A 21,443-nucleotide genomic window follows, 5' to 3' on the forward strand; every position below is an offset into this window, starting at 1 on the left:
CTCGGCCCCGCTGGCCGAACCTCGTTAGACACTGGAGTGTTCAAGCACTCCTGACGTGCCCTGACACCGACCGTGAGAAGTCGTGTGTGCCGAACGCCGTTTCCGGCAGCCCGGAAACCGACGGTACTACATGAAAAGAATGCTGATTAACGCAACTCAACCCGAAGAGTTGCGTGTTGCGCTGGTAGACGGCCAGCGCCTCTACGACCTGGACATCGAATCCGGGGCCCGCGAACAGAAGAAGGCCAACATCTACAAAGGCCGGATCACGCGTATCGAACCCAGCCTTGAAGCCGCGTTTGTCGACTTCGGCTCCGAGCGTCACGGCTTTCTGCCGCTGAAAGAAATCTCCCGCGAATACTTCAAGAAGTCGCCCGAAGGCCGCGTCAACATCAAGGACGTCCTGAGCGAAGGCCAGGAAGTCATCGTTCAGGTCGAGAAAGAAGAGCGCGGCAACAAGGGCGCTGCCCTGACCACGTTCATCAGCCTCGCAGGCCGTTACCTGGTCCTGATGCCGAACAACCCGCGCGCCGGCGGCATCTCCCGTCGTATCGAAGGCGAAGAGCGCAATGAACTACGTGAAGCGCTGAACGGCCTGATCGCCCCTGCCGACATGGGTCTGATCGTTCGCACTGCCGGTCTTGGCCGCAGCAGCGAAGAAATGCAGTGGGACCTCGATTACCTGCTGCAACTGTGGACCGCGATCAAAGAGGCTTCCCTCGACCGCTCCGCGCCCTTCCTGATCTATCAGGAAAGCAACGTCATCATCCGCGCCATCCGCGACTATCTGCGCCAGGACATCGGCGAAGTGTTGATCGACAGCGTCGAAGCCCAGGAAGAAGCGCTGACGTTCATCCGTCAGGTGATGCCGCAGTACGCCAGCAAGATCAAACTCTACGAAGACAGCGTTCCGCTGTTCAACCGTTTCCAGATCGAAAGCCAGATCGAAACCGCCTTCCAGCGCGTCGTCGAACTGCCTTCCGGTGGCTCCATCGTCATCGATCCGACGGAAGCCCTGGTCTCCATCGACATCAACTCGGCGCGCGCCACCAAAGGCAGCGACATCGAAGAGACCGCCCTGCAGACCAACCTTGAAGCGGCTGAGGAAATCGCCCGTCAACTGCGTCTGCGCGACATCGGCGGCCTGATCGTCATCGACTTCATCGACATGACCCCGGCCAAGAACCAGCGCGCTGTGGAAGAAAAGGTCCGTGAAAGCCTCGAGGCCGACCGTGCCCGCGTTCAGGTGGGTCGCATCTCGCGCTTCGGCCTGCTGGAAATGTCCCGTCAGCGTCTGCGTCCATCCCTGGGTGAGAGCAGCGGTATTGTCTGCCCGCGTTGCAACGGCACCGGCATCATTCGTGACGTTGAATCGCTGTCCCTGGCAATCCTGCGCCTGATTGAAGAAGAAGCGCTGAAAGACCGCACGGCCGAAGTGCGCGCTCAAGTGCCGATCCCGGTCGCTGCGTTCCTGCTTAACGAAAAACGCAACTCGATCACCAAGATCGAACTGCGCACCCGCGCGCGCATCATCATTCTGCCGAACGACCATCTCGAAACCCCGCACTTCGAAGTGCAGCGTCTGCGTGATGACAGTCCGGAAGCCCACAGCCTGCAGACCAGCTATGAAATCGCTGCCGCTGCTGCTGAAGTGGAAGAAGTTGCACCGCCTGCCGCCGCCACCCGCACCCTGGTTCGCCAGGAAGCGGCAGTCAAGACCGCTCCGGCCCGCGCCAACGCACCGGTTCCGGTTGAAGCCGCTGCACCGGTTGCCGCTGCGCCTGCACCGGTTGCCCACGAGCCAAGCTTGTTCAAAGGCCTGGTGAAGTCGCTGGTCAGCCTGTTCGCTTCCAAGGAAGAGCCTGCTGCTGCCGCACCTGCCGCCGTGGTCGAAAAACCGGCTGCCGAGCGTCCTGCGCGCAACGACGAGCGCCGTAATGGCCGTCAGCAGAGCCGCAGCCGTAATGGTCGCCGTGACGAAGAACGCAAGCCGCGTGAAGAACGTGCGCCGCGTGCCGATCGCGAAGAACGCGCACCCCGTGAAGAACGTGCCCCACGTGAGGAGCGCGCGCCTCGTGAAGAGCGTGCACCGCGCGAGCCGCGTGAAGCCCGTGAAGCCCGTGAAGCCCGTGAAGCCCGTGAAGAAACTACCGCACCGCGTGAAGAGCGTCAGGCCCGTGCGCCTCGCGAAGAGCGTCAGCCACGTGCTGGGCGTGAAGACCGCAAGCCGCGTGAAGAGCGTGTGCGTGAACTGCGTGAGCCGATCGACGCCGCACCGGCTGTCAACCTGCCCCGCGAAGAACGCCCTGAGCGCGCCCCGCGTGAAGAGCGTCAGCCGCGTGCGCCGCGTGAAGAACGTCAACCACGCGCCGAACAGGCTGCAGTAGCAGCCGAAGACGAAACCCTGCTGACCAGCGAAGAGCAACAGGATGACAACCAGGAGCACGCCGAAGGCGATCGCCCTCGTCGTCGTTCTCGTGGTCAGCGTCGTCGCAGCAACCGTCGTGAGCGCCAGCGTGATGCCAACGGCAATGAAATCGAAGGCAGCGAAGGCGTTGAGGGTTCGGAAGGCTCTGAAGCCCACGACGGCGAAGGCAATGAGCACAGTCATGAGTCCCATGACGAAGTGCACGCAAACGCCGACCGTGGCAATGTCGTTGCCGGTGCAAGCGTTGCTGCCGTAGCGGAGCGCGTCATCAGCGCCACCGCCGAAGCCGATGCCCACCGCCAGGCTGAACGTGCGAACACGTCCGTTGAAGCCAGCGCGACTGAAGCAGCACCGGTGGCTCAGGCCTCCGAAGCAGCGCCAGAAGCGCCCGCCGTCGAGTCCCCTGCCCCTGAAGCCAAGCGCTCGGTGATGCCGGAAGTGGAAGTGGCAACATTCGACGCCTCACTGAGCCCGTTCGAACGCCAGGTGAAAGCTGCCGCTGAAGCCGAATCGACCGACACGCCAGCCAGTGGCGAGACTTCGGTCGCTGTTGAAGCTCCAGCGGTTGTGGAAGCCCCGGCCTTTATGCCGACCCCTGCGCTGGTGCATGAAGCGGTTGAAGTAGCCGTCGCTGAGCCGGTTCACGTTGTTGAACCGGTTAAAGCCGAGCATGTCCAGCCTGCTGAGCCTGTTCAGACGGCCGAGCCTGCCGAAGCGTCTGAGCTCGTTCAGATCTCTGAACCTGCTCAAACCGCCGAGCCAGTGCACGCCAAGGCCTCGGTAATCGACGCGCCGACCGTGGTTGAACCCGTTGCTCAGCAGCCTGTGGCCGCTGAACCGGTCATCGCGCCAGCCGTAGAAGCGCCAGCTCAGACTGCAGCGCCGGAAATCGTCGCTGCGCCAGTCGCTGTCGAACCTCCTCAAGTGCCGGTTGCAGAACCGGCCAAAGAAGAGACGCCTGCGCTGCCGGTTGCCAGCAATGGCCGTGCACCGAACGATCCCCGTGAAGTGCGCCGCCGTCGTCTGGAAGCCGAGCGTCAGCAGAAAGAGGCCCAAGCCTCGGATGAGCCTAAACCGCTCGTTTAATCGGCGGTAACTAAAAAGCCCCACCTGTGTAAGCAGGTGGGGCTTTTTTATGCCTGGAGGTTTGAAATCAGCCGGGTTGAAAGATCAGCGCAGCAGGCACGTCCACGTCCCACAACACGCCTGGGTCGTCGACCTCGATCTCCTTGATCCGCGCACCCACGAACAGCCGTTTGGCCCCTTTCTCCCCGGCAAGGGCCATGAGCGCCGGCCCGAAGGTGCGGCCAAAGGCGACGGGATGCCCATACCGCCCGCCATGGACCGGCACGCTGATGGCGTCGTCCTCCACGGAGCAGGCCACGCGCTCGAGTGTGTCAGCATGAATGAAGGGCATGTCGCCCAACGCAATCAACCAGCCGCAATGAGCAGGCTCCGCCGAAACGGCAGCAGCGATACTGTCGCCCATGCCAGGGGAATCCAGCACCACCACTTCACAGCCGTGACGCAGACCCAGCTCGGCCACGCTGCAGTAATCGGCTCGTGTCAGAAGAACGGTTTTATCGGCGAGGGTTTTTACGTGGGCAAGCACCTGCTCCAGCACCGATCGCTCCGCACCGTCACGCCCGATGCATTGCGCCAGCAGCTTGTTGCGGTGGTCACCGGCAACCGCTCGATAGCGACTGCCGAGGCCCGCCGCCAGCACGACGGCACACAGCGTTTCACTCATGTTCAACCCTCATGGGATACACGCTGACTGAAACTCAAACCGGAAGAGGACGGATCCCACGGTCAATACAGGTTAGGCTCCATCTCAAGCGCAACGCCGAAGCGCTCGAGGATGTCCGCCTGAATCCGCTGCGCGAGACCGAGCAATTGCCCGCCCGATGCCTGGCCGTAATTGACCAGCACCAGCGACTGCAGCGCATGAACGCCGGCGTCACCATCACGAAAGCCCTTCCAGCCCGCCTGCTCGATCAACCAGCCGGCCGCCAGTTTTACCTGACCATCGGCCTGAGGGTAGCCGACCACGCCAGGGTGCGTGAGTTTGATGACAGCCACACGCTCGGCGGACACCAGCGGGTTCTTGAAGAAGCTCCCCGCGTTGCCCAATGTCGCCGGGTCCGGCAGTTTTTCGCTGCGAATGGCGCAGATCGCCCGGCTCACGTGGATCGGCGAAGGCTCTTTGATGCCCTGCTCTTCCAGCCGCTGACGCACCGGACCGTAATCGAGATGCAGGCTCGCCGAGTAACTGAGCTTGAAGCGAACCCGCAGGATCAGCCAGCGGTTTGGCTGACGCTTGAACAGGCTGTCCCGGTAACCGAACGCGCAGTCGGCCAGGCCAAATTGCCGCAGCTCGCCGTTGTGTCGATCGATCGCGGTCAGGCTGTGGAAAACATCCTTGAGTTCAACGCCGTAAGCGCCGATGTTTTGCATCGGTGCAGCACCGACAGTGCCGGGGATCAGGCTGAGGTTTTCCAGCCCGGCCAGTCCCTGAGCGAGCGTGTCCTGGACGAAAGGATGCCAGGGCTCTCCCGCCTCCGCTTCAACAATGGCGCCGCCGCAATCCTCGTGGGTAATGCGGATGCCACGGCTGGCCATGCGCAACACGAGGGCATCGACGTCACGGGTAAGCAGCAGGTTGCTGCCGCCGCCGATGACCATCAGCGGCACGTCGTGGCTGGCCGAATACGCGAGGGCCTCGCGCACGTCGTCGTCGCTGAACGCCTCGGCAAAACGCCGGGCACGCACATCCACGCCGAACGTGTTGTAGGGCTTGAGAGACACGTCGTGCTCCACATTCAGCGTCATGGGTGCATCCGCGAAAACAGTGGAAGAATGACCAGACCCATGCCCATCAACCCTCCAGCAGACGACGAACGCGTTCCAGGTCTTCAGCGGTGTCGACGCCGGCCGGTGGCGCTTCAAGGGCATCGGCCACGTGAATGCGCACGCCGTGCCAGAGCGCACGCAACTGCTCGAGGTTTTCGGTGTTTTCCAGCCAGCATGGGCCCCAGCTGACGAAGTCGTGGAGGAACCCGGCGCGGTAGGCATAAATGCCGATGTGACGGCGATACGGCACGCCTTCCGGCAGCTCGTCGCGGGTCTTCGCCAGCGCATCGCGAGCCCAAGGCAGCGGCGCGCGGCTGAAGGTCAGCGCCAGGCCATTGAGGTCGGAGCTGACCTTGACCACATTGGGATTGAACAGCGATGCCACGTCCTCGATCGGCTCGGCGAGGGTCGACATGCGTGCTTCAGGGTGTGCGGCGAGATTGTCGGCAACCTGATCGATCACGGCGGGCGGGATCATCGGCTCGTCGCCCTGGACGTTGACCACGATGGCGTCGTCGGCCAGACCCAGCGTGGCGGCGACTTCGGCCAGGCGATCGGTCCCGGAATTGTGATCATCGCGGGTCATCAGCACTTCGGCGCCGAAGGCCTGGCAGGCTTCAACGATGCGCTGATCGTCAGTGGCAACCACCACGCGCTCTGCGCTGCTTTTGCGCGCCTGTTCCCAGACGTGCTGGATCATCGGCTTGCCGGCGATGGTTTTCAGCGGCTTGCCGGGAAAGCGACTGGAGCCGTAGCGCGCCGGAATGACAACGGTGAACGCTGCGGTCATTTGTCCAGACGCTCGTCGGCGGTGAGGGTGCGCGCTTCGCTTTCCAGCATCACCGGGATGCCGTCGCGGATCGGATAGGCAAGGCCGGCGCCTTTGCTGATCAGCTCGGTTTTATCGGCGCTGAGCTTGAGCGGACCCTTGCAGATCGGGCAGGCAAGAATGTCGAGCAATTTGGTGTCCATAAGAGATCCTGAGCGAGTCATGGCAAAAGACGGGTTAACTGCGAATCGAACCAACTGACGAACGCCGGCGAAGGAGCGGCTTCCACGGCCAGGTACCACCAGTCCGGCGCGGCGAAGGAGGCGCATTTGACGGCGTCCTTCTCGGTCATGACCACGGGCAATGCCGGGGTGAACGACAGGGACTGGGCACTGAACACGGCGTGGTCGGCGAACGCATGTGGAACAGGCCGCCAGTGTAGTCCTTCGAGGGTGTTGAAGAAACGTTGTGGATTACCGATGCCGGCCACTGCGTGGACCTGCTGACCGAGCGGGAAATGATCGACCGGCCGGCGTTCACCGGTGACCAGGTTGACCAGCGCGGAGGGCTTGAGCTGAAACCCAAAGCCGTCTTCGCGATCGGCGCCGGCGCCGTTGTACAGCAGGGCATCCGCGCTTTGCAGCCGCTCGACCGGTTCGCGCAACGGGCCCGCCGGCAGGCAGCGGTGATTGCCAAGCCCGCGAACGGCATCGATCAGCACCAGTTCGAGGTCGCGGTTCAGGCGATAGTGCTGCAGGCCGTCGTCGGAAAGAATGAGGTCGAGGGGCTCTTCAGCCAGCAAGGCGCGCACGGCTTGCGGGCGGTCCGGGTCGATCATCAGCGGCACGCCGGTACGATTGACGATCAGCAGCGGTTCATCGCCCGCGTGCTCGGCAGTCTGTTGCGGCAGTACGCGCCAGGGCAGGCTCGGCGGTTTGGCGCCGTAGCCGCGACTGACCACACCGACGCGGAGGCCGCGCGCCCGGCAATGATCGATCATCCAGAGAATCAGCGGCGTCTTGCCGGTGCCGCCGATGGTGATATTGCCGACGACAACGACCGGAACGGGCGCTTTATAGATGTCGCCCTGCCCTGCGAGGAAACGCGCGCGCTTACGGTTCACCACGCGTCGGTACAGGCATTCGAGCGGGCGCAATAACACCAGCGCCGGATGGCCGTTGTACCAGGCGTCGAGCAGTCGGTCAGTGAATGCCATCAGTTAGCCGATGCGGCCTCGACGGTGGTCATGCGCAAATGAGCGAAACCGAGTTTGCCGGCAGCATCCATGGCGGTAATCACCGCCTGATGGGGGGTCTTGCCGTCAGCGCTGATCGACAGCGGCAGGCTGGTGTCGCCCTCGGATTCCTTCTGCAAGGCATCAATCAGGGTTTCCAGCTTGCTGTCGCCCAGCAGCGTGTTGTTCACCGAGTAAACACCGTCGGCATTGATGGTGATGTCGAGGTGTTTTTTGTCGACATCATCGGCCGAAGCACCGGTCACCGCCTGGGGCAGGTCGACGCGCAGCTGGGTTTCCCGGGTGAACGTGGTGGTCACGACAAAGAACAGCAGCAGGATGAACACCACGTCGATCAGCGACACCAGATTGATGTCGATGGTCTCCCTGGGCTTGCGACGGCGGAATTTCACTTCTTCTTGCCCTCGCCACGCGCGGCAGCCTTGATGTCCGGCTTGGCGTCGGTCAGATCGACGTCACGATCGCCCTGCACGACTTCCACCAGCTTGATGGCTTCCTGTTCCATGCCGACGACCAGTTCATCCACGCGGCTTTGCAGGTAGCGGTGAAAGAAGATCGCGGGAATCGCAACGGTCAGGCCAGAGGCGGTGCAGATGAGTGCCTTGCCAATACCGCCGGCGAGCATGCCTGCGTTACCGGTCATGCCGCTGCTGGTGAAGGAGCTGAAGATGTCGATCATGCCGAGCACGGTGCCCAGCAGGCCCAGCAGCGGGGCCATGGCAGCGATGGTGCCGAGTGTTGCCAGATAGCGTTCGAGCTCGTGAATGACCCGGGCTGCGGCCTCCTCGATGCACTCTTTCATGATCTCGCGGCCATGACGGGAATTGGCGAGGCCTGCGGCGAGGATTTCACCCAATGGCGAATCGGCGCGCAGCTCCTTGAGCTTTTCGGCGCTCAGCTGGTTGTCCTGAATCCAGCGCCACACCTGACCGAGCAAATGCGGCGGCGTGATGCGGCTGGCGCGCAGGGTCCAGAGGCGTTCAATGATGATTCCGACGGCGACGATGGAACTCAAAATGATCGGTAGCATCATCCAGCCACCTGATTTGACCAGCTCCCACACAGCGACCACCCCCTCAAAAAAAGTGGCGCCACTCTAACATAGCGTCGGCGCCTCGCCGAACGTGTCGATGAATAACCAGACCTTTCAGTCACGCCAGAAGCGTCGCGTCCTACGTTCGGCCTGCGCCTTTTCGTAGGCGCCCAACTGCACGGTGATAGCACCCAGCACAGCGCTGTCGTGAATCTCCATGCCCGACCACGCGTAGCGCGACATCACCAGAGGATGGGGGTGACCGAACGCATTATTGCGGCCTCGGGAAATCAGCACGCCCCGGGCGCCGACCGCGCGCAGAAAAGCCCGGGACGACGAGCTGCGGCTGCCGTGGTGGGGGGATTGCAGCCAGTGGGCGCTGACGTTGAAGCCATCGGCGAGCATGGCGCGCTCTGCCTCCACGTCGATATCACCGGTCAGCAACAGCCGCTCGCCGTTGGCCTCGACGCTGAGCACGCACGAGGCCTGATTGCCCTCGGCGGCTTGCTCCCAACTCCAGGTGGAAAAAACGACTTCATCCCACGTCCATGTTTCCCCGTTACTGCAGGACTCGGCCGACCACTCGGCAGGCATGCGCCCTACGTCTCCCGCCAGCACTCTCGCAACGGGCACGCCTTTTAGAACGGCGGCGGCGCCACCGGCATGATCAGAATCGGCATGACTGAGCAGCAGCGTGTCCAGCTGCCTGACCCCGGCGCGCCGAATGGCCGGCAACACCACGCGCTCGCCGATATCGAAATCGCCGAAGCGCGGCCCCGCGTCGTACAGCAGGGCGTGATCACGGGTACGGAGCAATATGGCAAGACCCTGCCCTACGTCCAGTTGCAACACTTCGACTTGCCCGGCGGGCACTGTCTTCTGCGGCGGAAAGATGCACAGTAACAGTAACGGCCAGCCCAGCGGACGCATCGGCAGGCCTTTGGGCAGTAACAGCAGCAACGCGCCGAGCAGGCTGAGCGGCCAGACCCACACCGGCACGTGGGGCCCGGTCCAGGCGGGAGCGAGATCCGCCATGAACGAGAGCCATCGAAACAACCCGTCCATCGAACCGCCCGCCAGCCACAGCAGGCTTTCGCCAAGGGATGGAATCGCCAGCAGCAGCGTGCCGAGCAACGCCAGCGGCAGAATCAACAGGCTTACCCACGGCACGGCGAGCAGATTGACGACGGGGCCGCTCACGCTCACCGGCAGGTTCAGCGCCAGCAACACCGGCATCAGGCCAAGCGCAATCAGCCATTGTGCGCGGGTCCAGCTCTGCAGCCAGCTCCACCGCCCGAGTCGCCCGCTGAAGATCAGCATCAGGATCGCGACGGCCAGAAACGACAGCCAAAAGCCGGGGCGCAGCGTGATCAACGGCTCGGCGATCAGCACCAGATTCAGCGCCAGCAAAAGCGGCCACGTGGTGCCCAGATGGCGAAACCGCAGACGCCACAGCAGCACCAGCCCCAGCATGGTGACAGCCCGCTGCACCGGCACTTCAAACCCCGCCAGCACGCCATAGGCCAGCGCGCCCGAGAAGGCCGCGATGCACGCCGAGGGCAGCCAGGGTAAAAAAGCCGGCCACGCGCCCCAGCGGGCCAGCCCGGCGACGAGCCCGTAGAGCAAGCCGGCAAGCAAGCCGATGTGCGTCCCGGAGATGACCAACAGGTGAACGGTGCCGGTGTCCTGCAGGACCTGCCAGTCGGCGGCGCTCAGTCCTGAATCGTCACCGAGCACCAAAGCAGCCAGCCCGCCCTGTCGGCCCTGGGCATCCACACTGAGCAGGCGCTGGCGGATGCCGTCGCGCCAATTGCCCCGGGCCGGTTCGAGCAACTGACCGTCCACCACGGTGCCGGTAGCGCCAATGCGCTGGGCCAGCAGCCACGCCTGGTAATCGAACGCGCCGGGATTGATCAGCCCGCCCGGCCGCTTGAGTTTGACCGCCAGACGCCAGCGCTCGCCGCTGCTGACCGGCGGGCCGCCGTACCAGCCGATGCGGATCTGCTCGGGCAACCGCGCGCGTCGTGAAACGGGCTTGTCCAGCTGAAACCGCACCACGCCGTCAATAGTCTGCGGCAGCCCGACGACGCGCCCTTCCAGCCACAATGTTTGCCCGTCGAGGCGTTCAGCCAGTCGATCCTCCAGCGCCGACGACGCCGAGACGCAGGCCCAAGTGAGGCCGAACAGGTAAAACGCCAGCGGGTAGGTGCGAAACGGCAGCAGCATCAGCGCCACCACGGGCATCGCCAGCAGCAACCAGACCGGCGGTAGTGCTGGCAAAAAACGTAGCGTCAGCAATCCGAGTGCGAGGGCGAGCATCCCTGTGCGCATGAGGCTTTCCTTGTCTGCGGGCGAAATCGACCTCCACGGCTTAGTCGATGCCCCGGCACGCGCGCTTATTAATTGTCACAAAGTCTGAATTTGCGTTTGCGACTATCCGTGCATACTTCCTCGAATTTCCCGCCCACCTCGCCGGATTCCCGTATGCCACGCCACCTGATCAAGCGGTACATGCCCGATCCGAACAGCATCCGGGAACACAAATCCTTACGCTTTCTTGGCTCTCTTCTGCACGACCCCAACCTCTGGCACCTCAATCGACGCTCCGTGGCGCGCGCGATGGGGATCGGGCTGTTCGCCGCGTTGATGCCGATGCCGTTGCAGATGCTGCTGGCTGCCGTGCTGGCGATCTGGGTACGGGCCAACATGCCGATTGCGGTGAGTCTGTGCTGGCTGACCAACCCGCTGACGATGCCGCCGGTGTTCTATTGCACCTACAAAATCGGTGCGCTGCTGATGGGCTTGCCGCCACGGCATTTCCCGGACGAGCTGAGCTGGGACTGGATCAGCGGGCAGCTTTCTACCCTGTGGCAGCCATTTTTGCTGGGGTCGGTGGTGGCGGGGATCGTGCTGGGCGTGGCGGGGTATTTCGGGACAATGGCGTACTGGCGCTGGTGGGTCGGACGGCAGTGGAAGCAGCGCAAGGCTAAACGTCAGTAGCGCCAACGCCGCCAATCCGGTGGGAGCGAGCTTGCTCGCGAAGAGGTCAGTACATCCGCTACCCATTCAGCGCGTGTAATGGAGTCTTCGCGAGCAAGCTCGCTCCCACATAAGAATGCGGCGGACTCATGATCGAGTCCGCCGCTATTTCACAAGATCGTCCTAAATCTGTTACTGACGCATCCCGCGCCCGCTCACCAGCAATCGCGCGCAGCCCAGGTACAGCACTATGGTCGCAACGACCATGAACGCCAGGGCGATGCTGATTTTGATGTCCGACACGCCGAGGATGCCGAAGCGGAAGGCGTTGACCATGTGCAGCACCGGGTTGGCCAGCGACACGGTTTGCCAGAACGGCGGCAGCAGGTTAATCGAATAGAACACCCCGCCCAGGTAGGTCAACGGCGTCAGCACAAAGGTCGGGATGATCGAGATATCATCAAAATTGCGCGCAAACACAGCGTTGATGAAGCCCAGCAGCGAAAAGATTGTCGCGGTCAGCAGCACCACAATGATGGTGATCCCCAGGTGATGCACCTGCAGGTCGGTGAAGAACATCGACAGCATCGTGACGATCACCCCCACCGCCAGCCCGCGCAGTACGCCGCCGATGGTGTAGCCGACCAGAATGGTGTGCGGCGACACCGGCGAGACCATCAGCTCTTCGACCGAACGCTGGAACTTGGCGCCGAAGAAGCTCGAGACGACGTTGCCGTAGGAGTTGGTGATCACCGACATCATGATCAGGCCGGGCACGATGTACTGCATGTAGGTGAAGCCACCCATGTCGCCGATCTGCCGACCGATCAGGTTGCCGAAGATCACGAAGTACAGAACCATGGTGATCGCCGGCGGCAGCAGGGTCTGCGGCCAGATCCGCATGAAGCGCCGGACCTCACGGTAAACGATGGTGTTCAGGGCGATCAGGTTGGGACGCAGCTCCGAGCTCATATCGCCACCTTCGCCAGATTCTTCTCGACCAGACCCACGAACAACTCCTCAAGGCGATTGGTTTTATTGCGCAGGCTCAGCACCTGAATGTTCTGCAGCGACAGCTGGCTGAACAGCGACGTGATGCCGATGGTCTTGTCGACCTGCACCTCAAGCGTCTGGCTATCCACCCGTTTCACCGGATAACCGTTGAGCTGAGGCGCGGCCTGCAGTGGATCGCGCAGGTCCAGCAGGAAGGTCTCGACGTGCAGCTTGTTGAGCAGGGTCTTCATGCTGGTGTTTTCGATGATCGTGCCGTGATCGATGATGCCGATGTTGCGGCACAGCTGCTCAGCCTCCTCCAGGTAATGCGTGGTGAGGATGATGGTGATGCCCTTCTCGTTCAGCTCGGTGAGGAAGGTCCACATCGAACGGCGCAGCTCGATATCAACGCCGGCAGTCGGCTCGTCGAGGATCAACAGACGCGGCTCGTGAATCAGCGCGCGGGCGATCATCAGTCGGCGTTTCATGCCGCCGGACAACGAACGTGACGGCGAGTCGCGCTTGTCCCACAACCCAAGCTGAGTCAGGTACTGCTCGGCGCGCTCTTTGGCGATCTTCGGCGGAATGCCGTAATAGCCCGCCTGAGTCACGACGATATCGAAAGTCTTCTCGAACTGATTGAAATTGAATTCCTGCGGCACCACGCCGATCGAGCGCTTGAGTTGCGCCGGATGGGTATCGAGGTCGTGGCCGAAGATGTTCACCGTGCCGCTGGTTTTGTTGACCAGGGTCGAGATGATCCCGATGGTGGTGGATTTGCCGGCGCCGTTGGGGCCGAGCAATGCGAAGAAATCACCCTCGGCGACGTCCAGATCAATGCCCTTGAGGGCCTGGAAACCGTTGCCGTAGGTCTTGGTTAGCTGCCGGATGGACAGAGCTGAACTCATGACTGAACACACACCAATAAAAAATGAAAAGGGAAGATAAACGAATACGAACGTGCAGTTGCCGGGCTCACAGGGGCGCTGACATTTACCGTGCTGCGCAGCTGGAATATCAGGCGCAACACAAGGCTACAAACGCAGTGGCCGCAATGTTGCGTGCCGATGCCGCCCAAGTACAGCGACATCGATTGATAGTCAGTATTAACTCGACACGGGCTGAACTCAGGTCAGCGCGGTCATGACGGCCTTTCGATACGCCGGACGCTGTTGCAAACGCTCGTACCAGGCTTTGAGGTGGGGCAGCTCGCGACGTTCAATCGGCATTTCGAACCAGGGATAAGCGAAGCAGCCGAGGGGAATGTCGCCCACGCCGAATTCGTCGCCTGAGAGGTACGGCTGATGCGCCAGTGCTGCGTCGACGATGACCAGCAGGCGCTCGACTTCAGCTTTGGCCGCGTTGATCTGCGTCCAGTCCTGTTTGTCGGCCGGCGTGCGTACTACGCCCCAGAACACCGGGCGGAAAGGGCCGGCCAGCGTCGACGTAGTCCAGTCCATCCACTTCTCCGCCTGAGCGCGCGCCTTGGGGCCGGCGGGATAGAAAGCAGAATCCGGCGCGTATTGAGCCGCCAGATAACGGACGATGGTGTTGGATTCCCACAGCACGAACTCGCCGTCTTCAATCATCGGCACCACACCATTGGGGTTCTTCGCCAGGTACTCGGGCTGATCGTTGACACCAAAGGCGCCGCCGGCATTCAGCGACTCGTATTCCAGTCCCAGTTCCTCGGCGATCCACAATGCCTTGCGCACATTGGACGAGTTCTTGCGGCCCCAGATCTTCAACATGTTGTCATTCTCCGTGTGGTCAACGAGCGATGAGTGGCGTTTGCGGCGGGCCACAGTCTACTCCGGGATGCGGGTGTTCGAGCCACAACTTCCTGTGCATCGGCCAGCCCCCGAACTCCCTTGGTAGCCCGGGGTCACTATCGAAGCGCGGGCCAGAGCGGTCGACTGCGCAGCCGGTTGCGCTTATCGCACCGTCATCATGGAGGGCTGTTTATGTTGTTGCTGTGGATCGTAGTGTTGGTGGTCGGCGTGGCCTGGCTGGCCCATCGGCGAGTTGCGCCATTCCCCGCCCTGGGCATCGTCGCGGTGTACCTGCTGGCGATGGGCGCGTTCAGCCATGCCCACGGCTGGATGATCATCCCGTGGGTGTTGTGGATTGGCGTCGCGTTGATGCTGGCGCTGCCGGACCTGCGCCGCAAACACTTCAGTGCGCCGATGTTCTCGTGGTTTCAGAAAGTGCTGCCGCCGATGTCCGCCACCGAGCGTGACGCCATCGACGCCGGCACGGTGTGGTGGGATGGAGAGCTGTTCAGCGGACGTCCGGACTGGAACACCCTGCTCAGCTACCCGAAAAGCAAGCTGACCGATGAAGAGCAGGCGTTCCTCGACGGCCCGACCGAAGCACTGTGTGCCATGGTCAGCGACTGGGAGATCGGTCAGGCCATGGACCTGCCGCATGAAGCCTGGGCGCATATAAAGGAGCACGGTTTCTTCGCGCTGATCATTCCCAAGGAATACGGCGGTAAAGGCTTCTCGGCCTACGCCCACTCGCAAGTGGCGATGAAGTTGGCGACCCGCAGCGGCGATCTGGCCTCCACCGTGATGGTGCCTAACTCACTGGGCCCGGCGGAACTGCTGCTGCATTACGGCACCGACGAGCAGCGCAACCACTATTTGCCGCGCCTGGCGCGAGGCGACGAGATCCCGTGCTTCGCACTGACCGGCCCGCTGGCCGGCTCCGACGCAGGGGCGATGCCTGACACCGGGATCATCTGCAAGGGCCAGTGGGAAGGTGAGGAAGTCATTGGTCTGCGCCTGAATTGGGAAAAGCGCTACATCACCCTCGGTCCCGTCGCCACCCTGCTCGGCCTCGCGTTCAAGGCCTACGACCCTGAGCATTTGCTCGGTGACGAGACAGACCTGGGCATCAGCCTGGCGCTGATTCCAACCGACACCGCCGGTGTGGAAATCGGTCGCCGTCATGTGCCACTGGGCGCAGCGTTCATGAACGGCCCGAACTCCGGCAAGGACGTGTTCATTCCGCTGGAATACCTGATCGGCGGCCAGGACATGCTTGGCAAAGGCTGGATGATGCTGATGAATTGTCTGTCGGTCGGCCGTTCGATTTCCCTGCCGGCGGTCGGCACCGGCGCTGCGAAGTTCACCAGCCTCGTTACCGGGCAGTACACCCAAGTGCGCGAGCAGTTCAACGTACCGCTGGCAGCGTTCGAAGGGATTCAGGAATCCCTCGCGCGCATCGGTGGCAACGCGTGGTTGATGGACAGCGCGCGCATTCTGACCGCCAACGCGGTGGACCTGGGCGAGAAGCCTTCGGTGCTGTCGGCGATTCTGAAATATCACCTGACCGAGCGTGGCCGCGAGTGCATCACCCACGCGATGGATGTGCACGGCGGCAAGGGCATCATCATGGGCCCGAACAACTACCTCGGTCGCTCATGGCAAGGCGCGCCGATCTTCATCACCGTGGAAGGCGCGAACATTCTCTCGCGCAACCTGATGATCTTCGGTCAGGGCGCTATTCGCTGCCATCCGTTCGTGCTGAAGGAAATGGCCCTCGCCGGCCGTAAGGATCACGATCGGGCGGTCGTGGAATTCGACGGCCTGCTCATGCAGCACATTGGCTTCGCCGTGCGCAACGCGGCCAGCACGCTGGTGCTGAATCTGGGGCTGGGGCATTTCGAAAGCGTGCCGGGGGATCGCCTGAGCCAGCGTTATTTCCGCGCGCTGAACCGGCAGGCTGCTGCGTTCGCAATGTTGGCGGACCTGAGCATGATGCTGCTGGGCGGCGAGCTGAAACGCCGCGAGCGTCTGTCGGCGCGTCTTGGCGATGTGCTGAGCCACATGTACCTGGCGTCCGCCGCGCTCAAGCGTTACCACGATCTGGATTATCCCGAAGCGCTGGCGCCGCTGTTTTGCTGGTCCATGGAAGAAGCGCTGGGCGAGTCCGAGCGTGCGCTGGATGAGCTGCTGAGCAATTTCCCGAACCGCATCCTCGGCGGGTTGCTGCGGGTGATCGTGTTCCCGTTCGGCCGTCGCCACAAAGGGCCATCGGACAGGCTCGATGCCCAGGTCGCGGAGATCCTCGGCCGCGCCAAGGGAGACCCGGCGTTGGAATCGGTGCTTGCCGGTTGCTATCGCCCGACCGACGCAGAGGATCCGGTCGGCGCGTTGCAGCACGCCAGCGACTTGCTCGACGGCGCCAAGGCGATCCGCAGCAAACTTCATCACGCGGTGAAAAGCGGCCAGGTCAAACCGACGGGTGGCGAGCATCTGATCGACGCCGCGCTCAACGCAGGCGTGCTGCAGGCGGCGGAAGCGGAAACCTTGCGCGCTGCAGAGGCGGCGCGACGCAAGGTGATCGATGTGGATGATTTCGACAAGGAAGCGCTGGTCGCCACTGAAGGCAAAACCCGCTAACAACGACGTACCCTGTAGGAGTGAGCTTGCTCGCGATTGCGGTGGGTCAGCAACATGCACCTTAGCTGACACGCCGTCATCCGCGAGCATGGGAATCGCTCCTGCAGTTGCTGCCCACGACTTACGTCTACATACACCGCTCTAGCGAATTGTCCTACACTCCTTGGTAACAACAAGAAAAACCCAAGGGGACGCATCATGATTAACCAACGCCTGACTCATCGCTGCCTGCTCTCTGAAATTGCCTCCGGGGAGGATCTTTACAGAGGCAAGCCGACACAAACCCTGCAAACCCTGCTGATGATGGGCTTCGTCACTCGTCTGCCCAGTCCTGACCGTACCTATGCTCATCTCGCGCTTACCGAAGCAGGCCATCGGTATCTGGCCGGGTTGTGGCATTGAGATAGCCGCAGGCGGCGGGGGCCTCTATACTCCTGCGCCTGTTTTTGTCTCTGAGGGCTTCATCATGGCCGACGCCAATCTCGACCACATCATGAATCTGCTGTTGCATTTGCGCGGCATCCTGGTCGCGCTGGGAGAGGCCGAGCAGGTCCCCGAAGAAAGTCATGCGCTGTTTCTGGAGCGTTACGATGAGTTGCTGACGCTGTTGCCGGCTGATCCGATCGAGAGTCAGTATCTGGGGCAGGATTTGTTGTGTCAGGTGATTCAGCGCTATCCGCAGATTGCTCATTTGGTGCCGCGGGATTTGTTGTGGTTTTTCGCGGGCGATTGTCTGCATTTCATGCCGGACGATGAGATTGATTTGTATACGGCGCTGGAGGAGCGTCGGTTTGAGGCGATGGAGAACGAGGAGCCGTTCGACTGGAATCAGGAGAAGCAGTTGTTGGCGATGTCGCAGTCTGAGTCCAAGCATTGATCTGAGGTTATCCGGATCAAGATCAAGAGCGTCGGCCTAACGGCTCGACTGTTTCGCCTTCGGCGAGTTACTTGGAAAAGCACCCCAAGTAACCAAGGGTGCTTGCTCTCGGTTTGGCCCCTCCTCCGTCGGGGTTCCTTCACTCCGGTCTCGCTCCGTGGGCCCGCGCCGAACGGACATCCATGTCCTGACGGCGCTCTCGCCGCATCCATGCGGCTCGGCCCACTCCGCGAAACCTGCGTTCAGCCTGCAACCAAGTCGCGTTTAGCGGTGTCTGGACATTCTGCGTATGAAGATCAAGATCAAGATCCAGATCAACGGCAGATCAAGGGCTTCCCGGCTGATGCCGGTCCTACGGGGGGCGCCGCCGGTCCTTATGACTGCGCGCATTTGTAGGACCGGCTTTCGCCGGGAAGAGGTCAGCACGGGCGCCGCGAATTGATCGTTCCCGCGCTCTGCGTGGGAATGCAGCCCAAGACGCTCCGCGTCGTCATTGAACTTGTCAGTGGCTCTGCCGCTCAACAAAACATTTTGTGATCTTACCTGCCCGCTAAATGCATATTTTTTATAATTAGCTTAGCGCCAAATCGAATTTCACAGACCCTCGACTTCCCCCTATGTTGCTGACTCGCACCCGCGCCCTCCCCTTGGTGCAGGTTGTTCCATCAGCACGAGGAATTGTCATGAGCGTCGAGTTCATCGGTTATATCGCGACCCAACCCGGATCGGAGATTCATCCGCGCAGCGGGCCGGCGGTCCAGCCTGAGTATGTGGAGAAAGTCGCCCGTGCCCATGAAGAGGCGGGCTTTGATCGTGCACTGGTTGCCTACCATTCCAACAGCCCGGACAGTGCGTTCGTCGCGTCTTACGCGGCCAGCGTCACGACAACATTGAAGTTTCTCGTCGCACACCGTCCGGGTTTTATCTCACCCACCGTCGCCGCTCGGCAATTCGCCACGCTGGATGTGTTCACTGGCGGGCGGATTGCGGTGCACATCATTACAGGCGGCGATGATCAGGAGCTGCGCGCCGACGGCAGCTTCATTGGCAAGGATGAGCGTTACGCGCGCACGGACGAGTACCTCGGCGTGGTGCGCCAGGAATGGACAGCCGACAAGCCGTTCTATCACCACGGTGATTACTACCAGTTCGAGGGCGCTCACTCGCTGGTCAAGTCGCCGCAGCAGCCGCATATTCCGCTGTATTTCGGGGGTGCCTCGCAGGCTGCGCTGGAAGTCGCGGGCAAGCATGCCGATGTCTATGCGCTGTGGGGCGAGACCTACGAGCAAGTAAGAGACATCGTCAAACAGGTGCGGGCTGAAGCCGCAAAACACGGCCGGACGGTACGTTTCAGCCTGTCGTTGCGGCCGATTCTGGCGGAGACGGAGGAAAAGGCCTGGGCGCGTGCGGACAATATCCTTGAGCGGGCGAAGGCACTGGCGCAGGCTTCAGGGTTTGAACGCCGGGAGCCGCCAAATGAAGGTTCGCGGCGTTTGCTGGAAGCCGCGGCCCAAGGTGCGCGTCTGGACAAACGCTTGTGGACCGGCATTGCCGGGCTGCTTGGCGCGAAAGGCAATTCCACCGCGCTGGTGGGTACCGCAGAGCAAGTGGCCGAGGCGCTGCTGGATTATTACGACTTGGGAATCACGACGTTCCTGATTCGCGGTTTTGATCCGCTGCAAGACGCAATCGATTACGGCAAAAAACTGATCCCGCTGACACGGGAATTGGTCGCGCGGCGTGAGCAGGAGAAGAACGAGAAAGTGGCGTAATCGCCGCCTGCGCGGCAGGCCTCATCAACACCCCATGCCAGGCGCGCCGCGTAACGGCGCGCCAGGATTCGACATCACGCCTGATAATCCGTCCCGTGCCGATCCAGTTCGCGGATCAGCGCGTTCCAGTGCCGTGTCACGCCCGGACCCGTGCCGCTTTTCAGGACTTTGGCCTGTTCTTCCACTTTCCTGACCACTTCCTCGGGCGGGAAGATCAATTCGGCATTGCCCGCCGCCTGCGCCGCGATCTGAATGTTGCACGCGTATTCGAGGTTGTGCAGCTGTTGAAACGCGTGCTCGACACTCACCCCTGCCGTGAGCAGACCGTGGTTGCGCAGGATCATCACGCTCTTGTCGCCCAGGTCCGCCACCAGGCGTTCACGCTCGCCGAGGTCCTGCGCGATGCCTTCGTAACCGTGGTACGCCACGCGCCCGGAGAACCCGAGGGAATGCTGGGAGATCAGCAACAGCCCGTTCTTCTGCGCAGAGACGGCAATCCCGTCGCGGGTGTGGGTGTGCAGCACCGCCTGTAAATCAGGGCGCGCTGCATGGATGGCGCTGTGGATAACGTAGCCGGCATTGTTGATGCCCAGGCCGGTCGGGTCATCGACGAGGGTGCCGTCGATGTCGACCTTGACCAGATTGGACGCGGTGATCTCGTCGAACAGCAAGCCAAAGGCGTTGATCAGGAAGTGCTCATCAGGCCCCGGCACGCGCGCGGAAAAGTGCGTGTAGATGTGGTCGGTCCAGCGTTTCAGGGCGGCGATCCGGTAAGCCGCCGCCAGTTTCACCCGCACCTCCCACTCTTCCGGGCTGACCCGATCACGCACGCTGCCGGCGTTGACGGCGGTGCTAACGCCGGACTGAACGGGTAAAGAACTGACGTTGCTCATGCATGACTCCCTGGTGGTCTGGTTCAGACGTAATCGGGGCAGCCTATGCGCCGAGCAAACCATTTAGAAATCACATTTTCTTCTAAGCTAATTATCAGTATTTTTTATTATTAGACTGGAGCAGCCCTCAAGCCGCATCCCGCTCCTGCTTCAGCGATTGCGCCACCAGACTGCCGAAGGACGCCACCGGCGCCTGCAGATTGCCGAGGAAGCGAGGGTAGATCAGCCACAGGTCCATGACCGGCTTGAAATCCTTTAGCGGCATGACCGCCAGTGAATCGCGGTGGACGCTGCGTTCCAGCAGCGGACGCGGCACCAGACCCAGGCCCATGCCATCGGCAACCAGCCCCAGTTGCAGCTCGGTGCCGAAGGTTTCCAGATTGACCTTCAGGCTTAACCCCTGATCAGCCAGCGTGCGTTGCAGTCCGGCGCGGAAACCGCAGCCATCGGGGTTGAGCACCCAGCCCAGCTCGTAGCAGTCCGCCAGCTTCACCGGCTTTTTCGGCAGCGCGCTCCTGGCGCACACCACCACCAGCTCCATCTTGCCGATGGACTCGCCAACGATGCCTTCAGGGAAGATCTTCCCGGCCGGGAACAGCGCCGCGGCCGCGTCCAGTTCGCCATTCTCGATTTTGCCGATCAGGTGGCTGCCCCAGCCAGTGATCACTTGGGCGCGCAGGTCGGGAAATTGCCCGCGCAGGTGTTTCAACGCATCCAGCAGCACGACGTCGCCGATGGTTTGCGGCACCCCCAGCCTGAGCAAACCGCTGGGCGGCGTGTCGCTGGCGACGAGTTCACGCAGAGAGTCCATTTCCCGCAGGATCGCCAGACACTTCTGATACACCTGCGTGCCCATTGGCGTCGGCTTGAGCGGCTTGGTATTACGGTCAAACAACTCAACGCCCAGCGCCTGCTCGAAATTCTGCACCCGGCGCGTGATAGCGGGTTGGGTCAGGTCGAGGGATTCAGCGGCATGGCTGATCGACTGGCAGCGAATGACCGCTACGAAAGCATCGATGTCATCAATTTTCATTCGGATCGCACATGGAATAAGAGAAACAAGATAGGCAAAAATCATAATGGCTATCGAAGGCGCTGGATAGCCTCACAACGTCCGGCACCCTGCGAATCGGTTATCAACGACTTTTTGGTTATAACCTAATCATCAATAAATAGCATATT

Annotated in this window: 19 protein-coding genes; 6 read left to right on the forward strand and 13 right to left on the reverse strand. The window is 61.9% G+C overall.

The features are described 5' to 3' along the window. Positions 1-130 precede the first annotated feature (130 nt). Positions 131-3,514: a ribonuclease E gene (gene rne, locus AC07VF_RS00165; RefSeq protein ID WP_495008905.1), complete on the forward strand. Its 3,384-nt coding sequence runs from the start codon at positions 131-133 to the stop codon at positions 3,512-3,514. Positions 3,515-3,581: 67 nt separating this feature from the next. Here the strand turns inward: rne and AC07VF_RS00170 are convergent, their stop codons facing one another. The 8 genes from AC07VF_RS00170 to AC07VF_RS00205 form a co-directional block, all read right to left on the reverse strand. After that, a complete protein-coding gene (locus tag AC07VF_RS00170) occupies positions 3,582-4,178 on the reverse strand; it encodes a nucleotidyltransferase family protein (protein WP_495008904.1) in 597 nt (198 codons plus the stop codon). A 62-nt stretch (positions 4,179-4,240) separates the two neighbouring features. Beyond that, positions 4,241-5,260 carry a UDP-N-acetylmuramate dehydrogenase gene (gene murB / locus AC07VF_RS00175; protein ID WP_495008903.1) on the reverse strand — a complete coding sequence of 340 codons (1,020 nt, stop codon included), beginning with the start codon at positions 5,258-5,260 and terminating at the stop codon, positions 4,241-4,243. Between the two features lie 46 nt (positions 5,261-5,306). Beyond that, on the reverse strand, positions 5,307-6,071 hold the full coding sequence (gene kdsB / locus AC07VF_RS00180; protein WP_495008902.1) for a 3-deoxy-manno-octulosonate cytidylyltransferase: 765 nt from the start codon (positions 6,069-6,071) through the stop codon (positions 5,307-5,309). After that, positions 6,068-6,253: a Trm112 family protein gene (locus AC07VF_RS00185; protein ID WP_071551147.1), complete on the reverse strand. Its 186-nt coding sequence runs from the start codon at positions 6,251-6,253 to the stop codon at positions 6,068-6,070. The genes kdsB and AC07VF_RS00185 overlap by 4 nt, the downstream gene beginning before the upstream one ends. Positions 6,254-6,270: 17 nt before the next feature. Continuing rightward, positions 6,271-7,266 (reverse strand): tetraacyldisaccharide 4'-kinase, encoded by a 996-nt coding sequence (lpxK, locus tag AC07VF_RS00190; protein WP_495008901.1) that lies wholly within the window; start codon positions 7,264-7,266, stop codon positions 6,271-6,273. Further along, the gene (locus tag AC07VF_RS00195; protein WP_065993112.1) at positions 7,266-7,697 is read right to left on the reverse strand and encodes an ExbD/TolR family protein; all 432 of its coding nucleotides are present in this window, start codon (positions 7,695-7,697) and stop codon (positions 7,266-7,268) included. The genes lpxK and AC07VF_RS00195 overlap by 1 nt, the downstream gene beginning before the upstream one ends. Next, positions 7,694-8,368 (reverse strand): MotA/TolQ/ExbB proton channel family protein, encoded by a 675-nt coding sequence (locus tag AC07VF_RS00200; protein ID WP_495008900.1) that lies wholly within the window; start codon positions 8,366-8,368, stop codon positions 7,694-7,696. The genes AC07VF_RS00195 and AC07VF_RS00200 overlap by 4 nt, the downstream gene beginning before the upstream one ends. A gap of 84 nt (positions 8,369-8,452) precedes the next feature. Then, positions 8,453-10,669 carry a DNA internalization-related competence protein ComEC/Rec2 gene (locus AC07VF_RS00205; protein WP_495008899.1) on the reverse strand — a complete coding sequence of 739 codons (2,217 nt, stop codon included), beginning with the start codon at positions 10,667-10,669 and terminating at the stop codon, positions 8,453-8,455. A 153-nt stretch (positions 10,670-10,822) separates the two neighbouring features. Between AC07VF_RS00205 and AC07VF_RS00210 the strand changes: the two genes are divergently transcribed. After that, entirely contained in the window at positions 10,823-11,338 is a 516-nt protein-coding gene (locus AC07VF_RS00210; protein ID WP_463582800.1) for a DUF2062 domain-containing protein, read from the forward strand. Between the two features lie 171 nt (positions 11,339-11,509). On the opposite strand, the gene AC07VF_RS00215 is transcribed toward AC07VF_RS00210, so the two are convergent. The 3 genes from AC07VF_RS00215 to AC07VF_RS00225 form a co-directional block, all read right to left on the reverse strand. Beyond that, positions 11,510-12,289 (reverse strand): ABC transporter permease, encoded by a 780-nt coding sequence (locus AC07VF_RS00215; protein ID WP_495008898.1) that lies wholly within the window; start codon positions 12,287-12,289, stop codon positions 11,510-11,512. Continuing rightward, the gene (locus tag AC07VF_RS00220; protein WP_495008897.1) at positions 12,286-13,218 is read right to left on the reverse strand and encodes an ABC transporter ATP-binding protein; all 933 of its coding nucleotides are present in this window, start codon (positions 13,216-13,218) and stop codon (positions 12,286-12,288) included. Before AC07VF_RS00220 ends, AC07VF_RS00215 begins: the two co-directional genes overlap by 4 nt. Positions 13,219-13,437: 219 nt before the next feature. Next, entirely contained in the window at positions 13,438-14,061 is a 624-nt protein-coding gene (locus tag AC07VF_RS00225; protein ID WP_346630557.1) for a glutathione S-transferase family protein, read from the reverse strand. Between the two features lie 213 nt (positions 14,062-14,274). Here AC07VF_RS00225 and AC07VF_RS00230 point away from each other — a divergent pair, with 213 nt between their 5' ends. The 4 genes from AC07VF_RS00230 to AC07VF_RS00245 all read left to right on the forward strand — a co-directional run bounded on the left by AC07VF_RS00230 (position 14,275) and on the right by AC07VF_RS00245 (position 19,368). Continuing rightward, entirely contained in the window at positions 14,275-16,719 is a 2,445-nt protein-coding gene (locus AC07VF_RS00230; protein ID WP_346630558.1) for an acyl-CoA dehydrogenase, read from the forward strand. Between the two features lie 198 nt (positions 16,720-16,917). Continuing rightward, entirely contained in the window at positions 16,918-17,121 is a 204-nt protein-coding gene (locus AC07VF_RS00235; RefSeq protein WP_163022082.1) for a helix-turn-helix domain-containing protein, read from the forward strand. 64 nt (positions 17,122-17,185) lie between these two features. Continuing rightward, a complete protein-coding gene (locus AC07VF_RS00240) occupies positions 17,186-17,596 on the forward strand; it encodes a PA2817 family protein (RefSeq protein ID WP_133776461.1) in 411 nt (136 codons plus the stop codon). Between the two features lie 683 nt (positions 17,597-18,279). After that, a complete protein-coding gene (locus AC07VF_RS00245; RefSeq protein ID WP_495008896.1) occupies positions 18,280-19,368 on the forward strand; it encodes an LLM class flavin-dependent oxidoreductase in 1,089 nt (362 codons plus the stop codon). A 74-nt stretch (positions 19,369-19,442) separates the two neighbouring features. Here the strand turns inward: AC07VF_RS00245 and AC07VF_RS00250 are convergent, their stop codons facing one another. Together AC07VF_RS00250 and AC07VF_RS00255 are read right to left on the reverse strand one after the other, a co-directional pair. Next, positions 19,443-20,261 carry a class II aldolase/adducin family protein gene (locus tag AC07VF_RS00250; protein WP_423572768.1) on the reverse strand — a complete coding sequence of 273 codons (819 nt, stop codon included), beginning with the start codon at positions 20,259-20,261 and terminating at the stop codon, positions 19,443-19,445. Between the two features lie 127 nt (positions 20,262-20,388). Then, positions 20,389-21,294, reverse strand: coding sequence for a LysR family transcriptional regulator (locus tag AC07VF_RS00255; protein ID WP_192172755.1), 906 nt, complete (start codon positions 21,292-21,294; stop codon positions 20,389-20,391). Positions 21,295-21,443 lie beyond the last annotated feature (149 nt).

The sequence above is a fragment of the Pseudomonas sp. GW821-FHT02H06 genome (genome assembly GCF_059421525.1).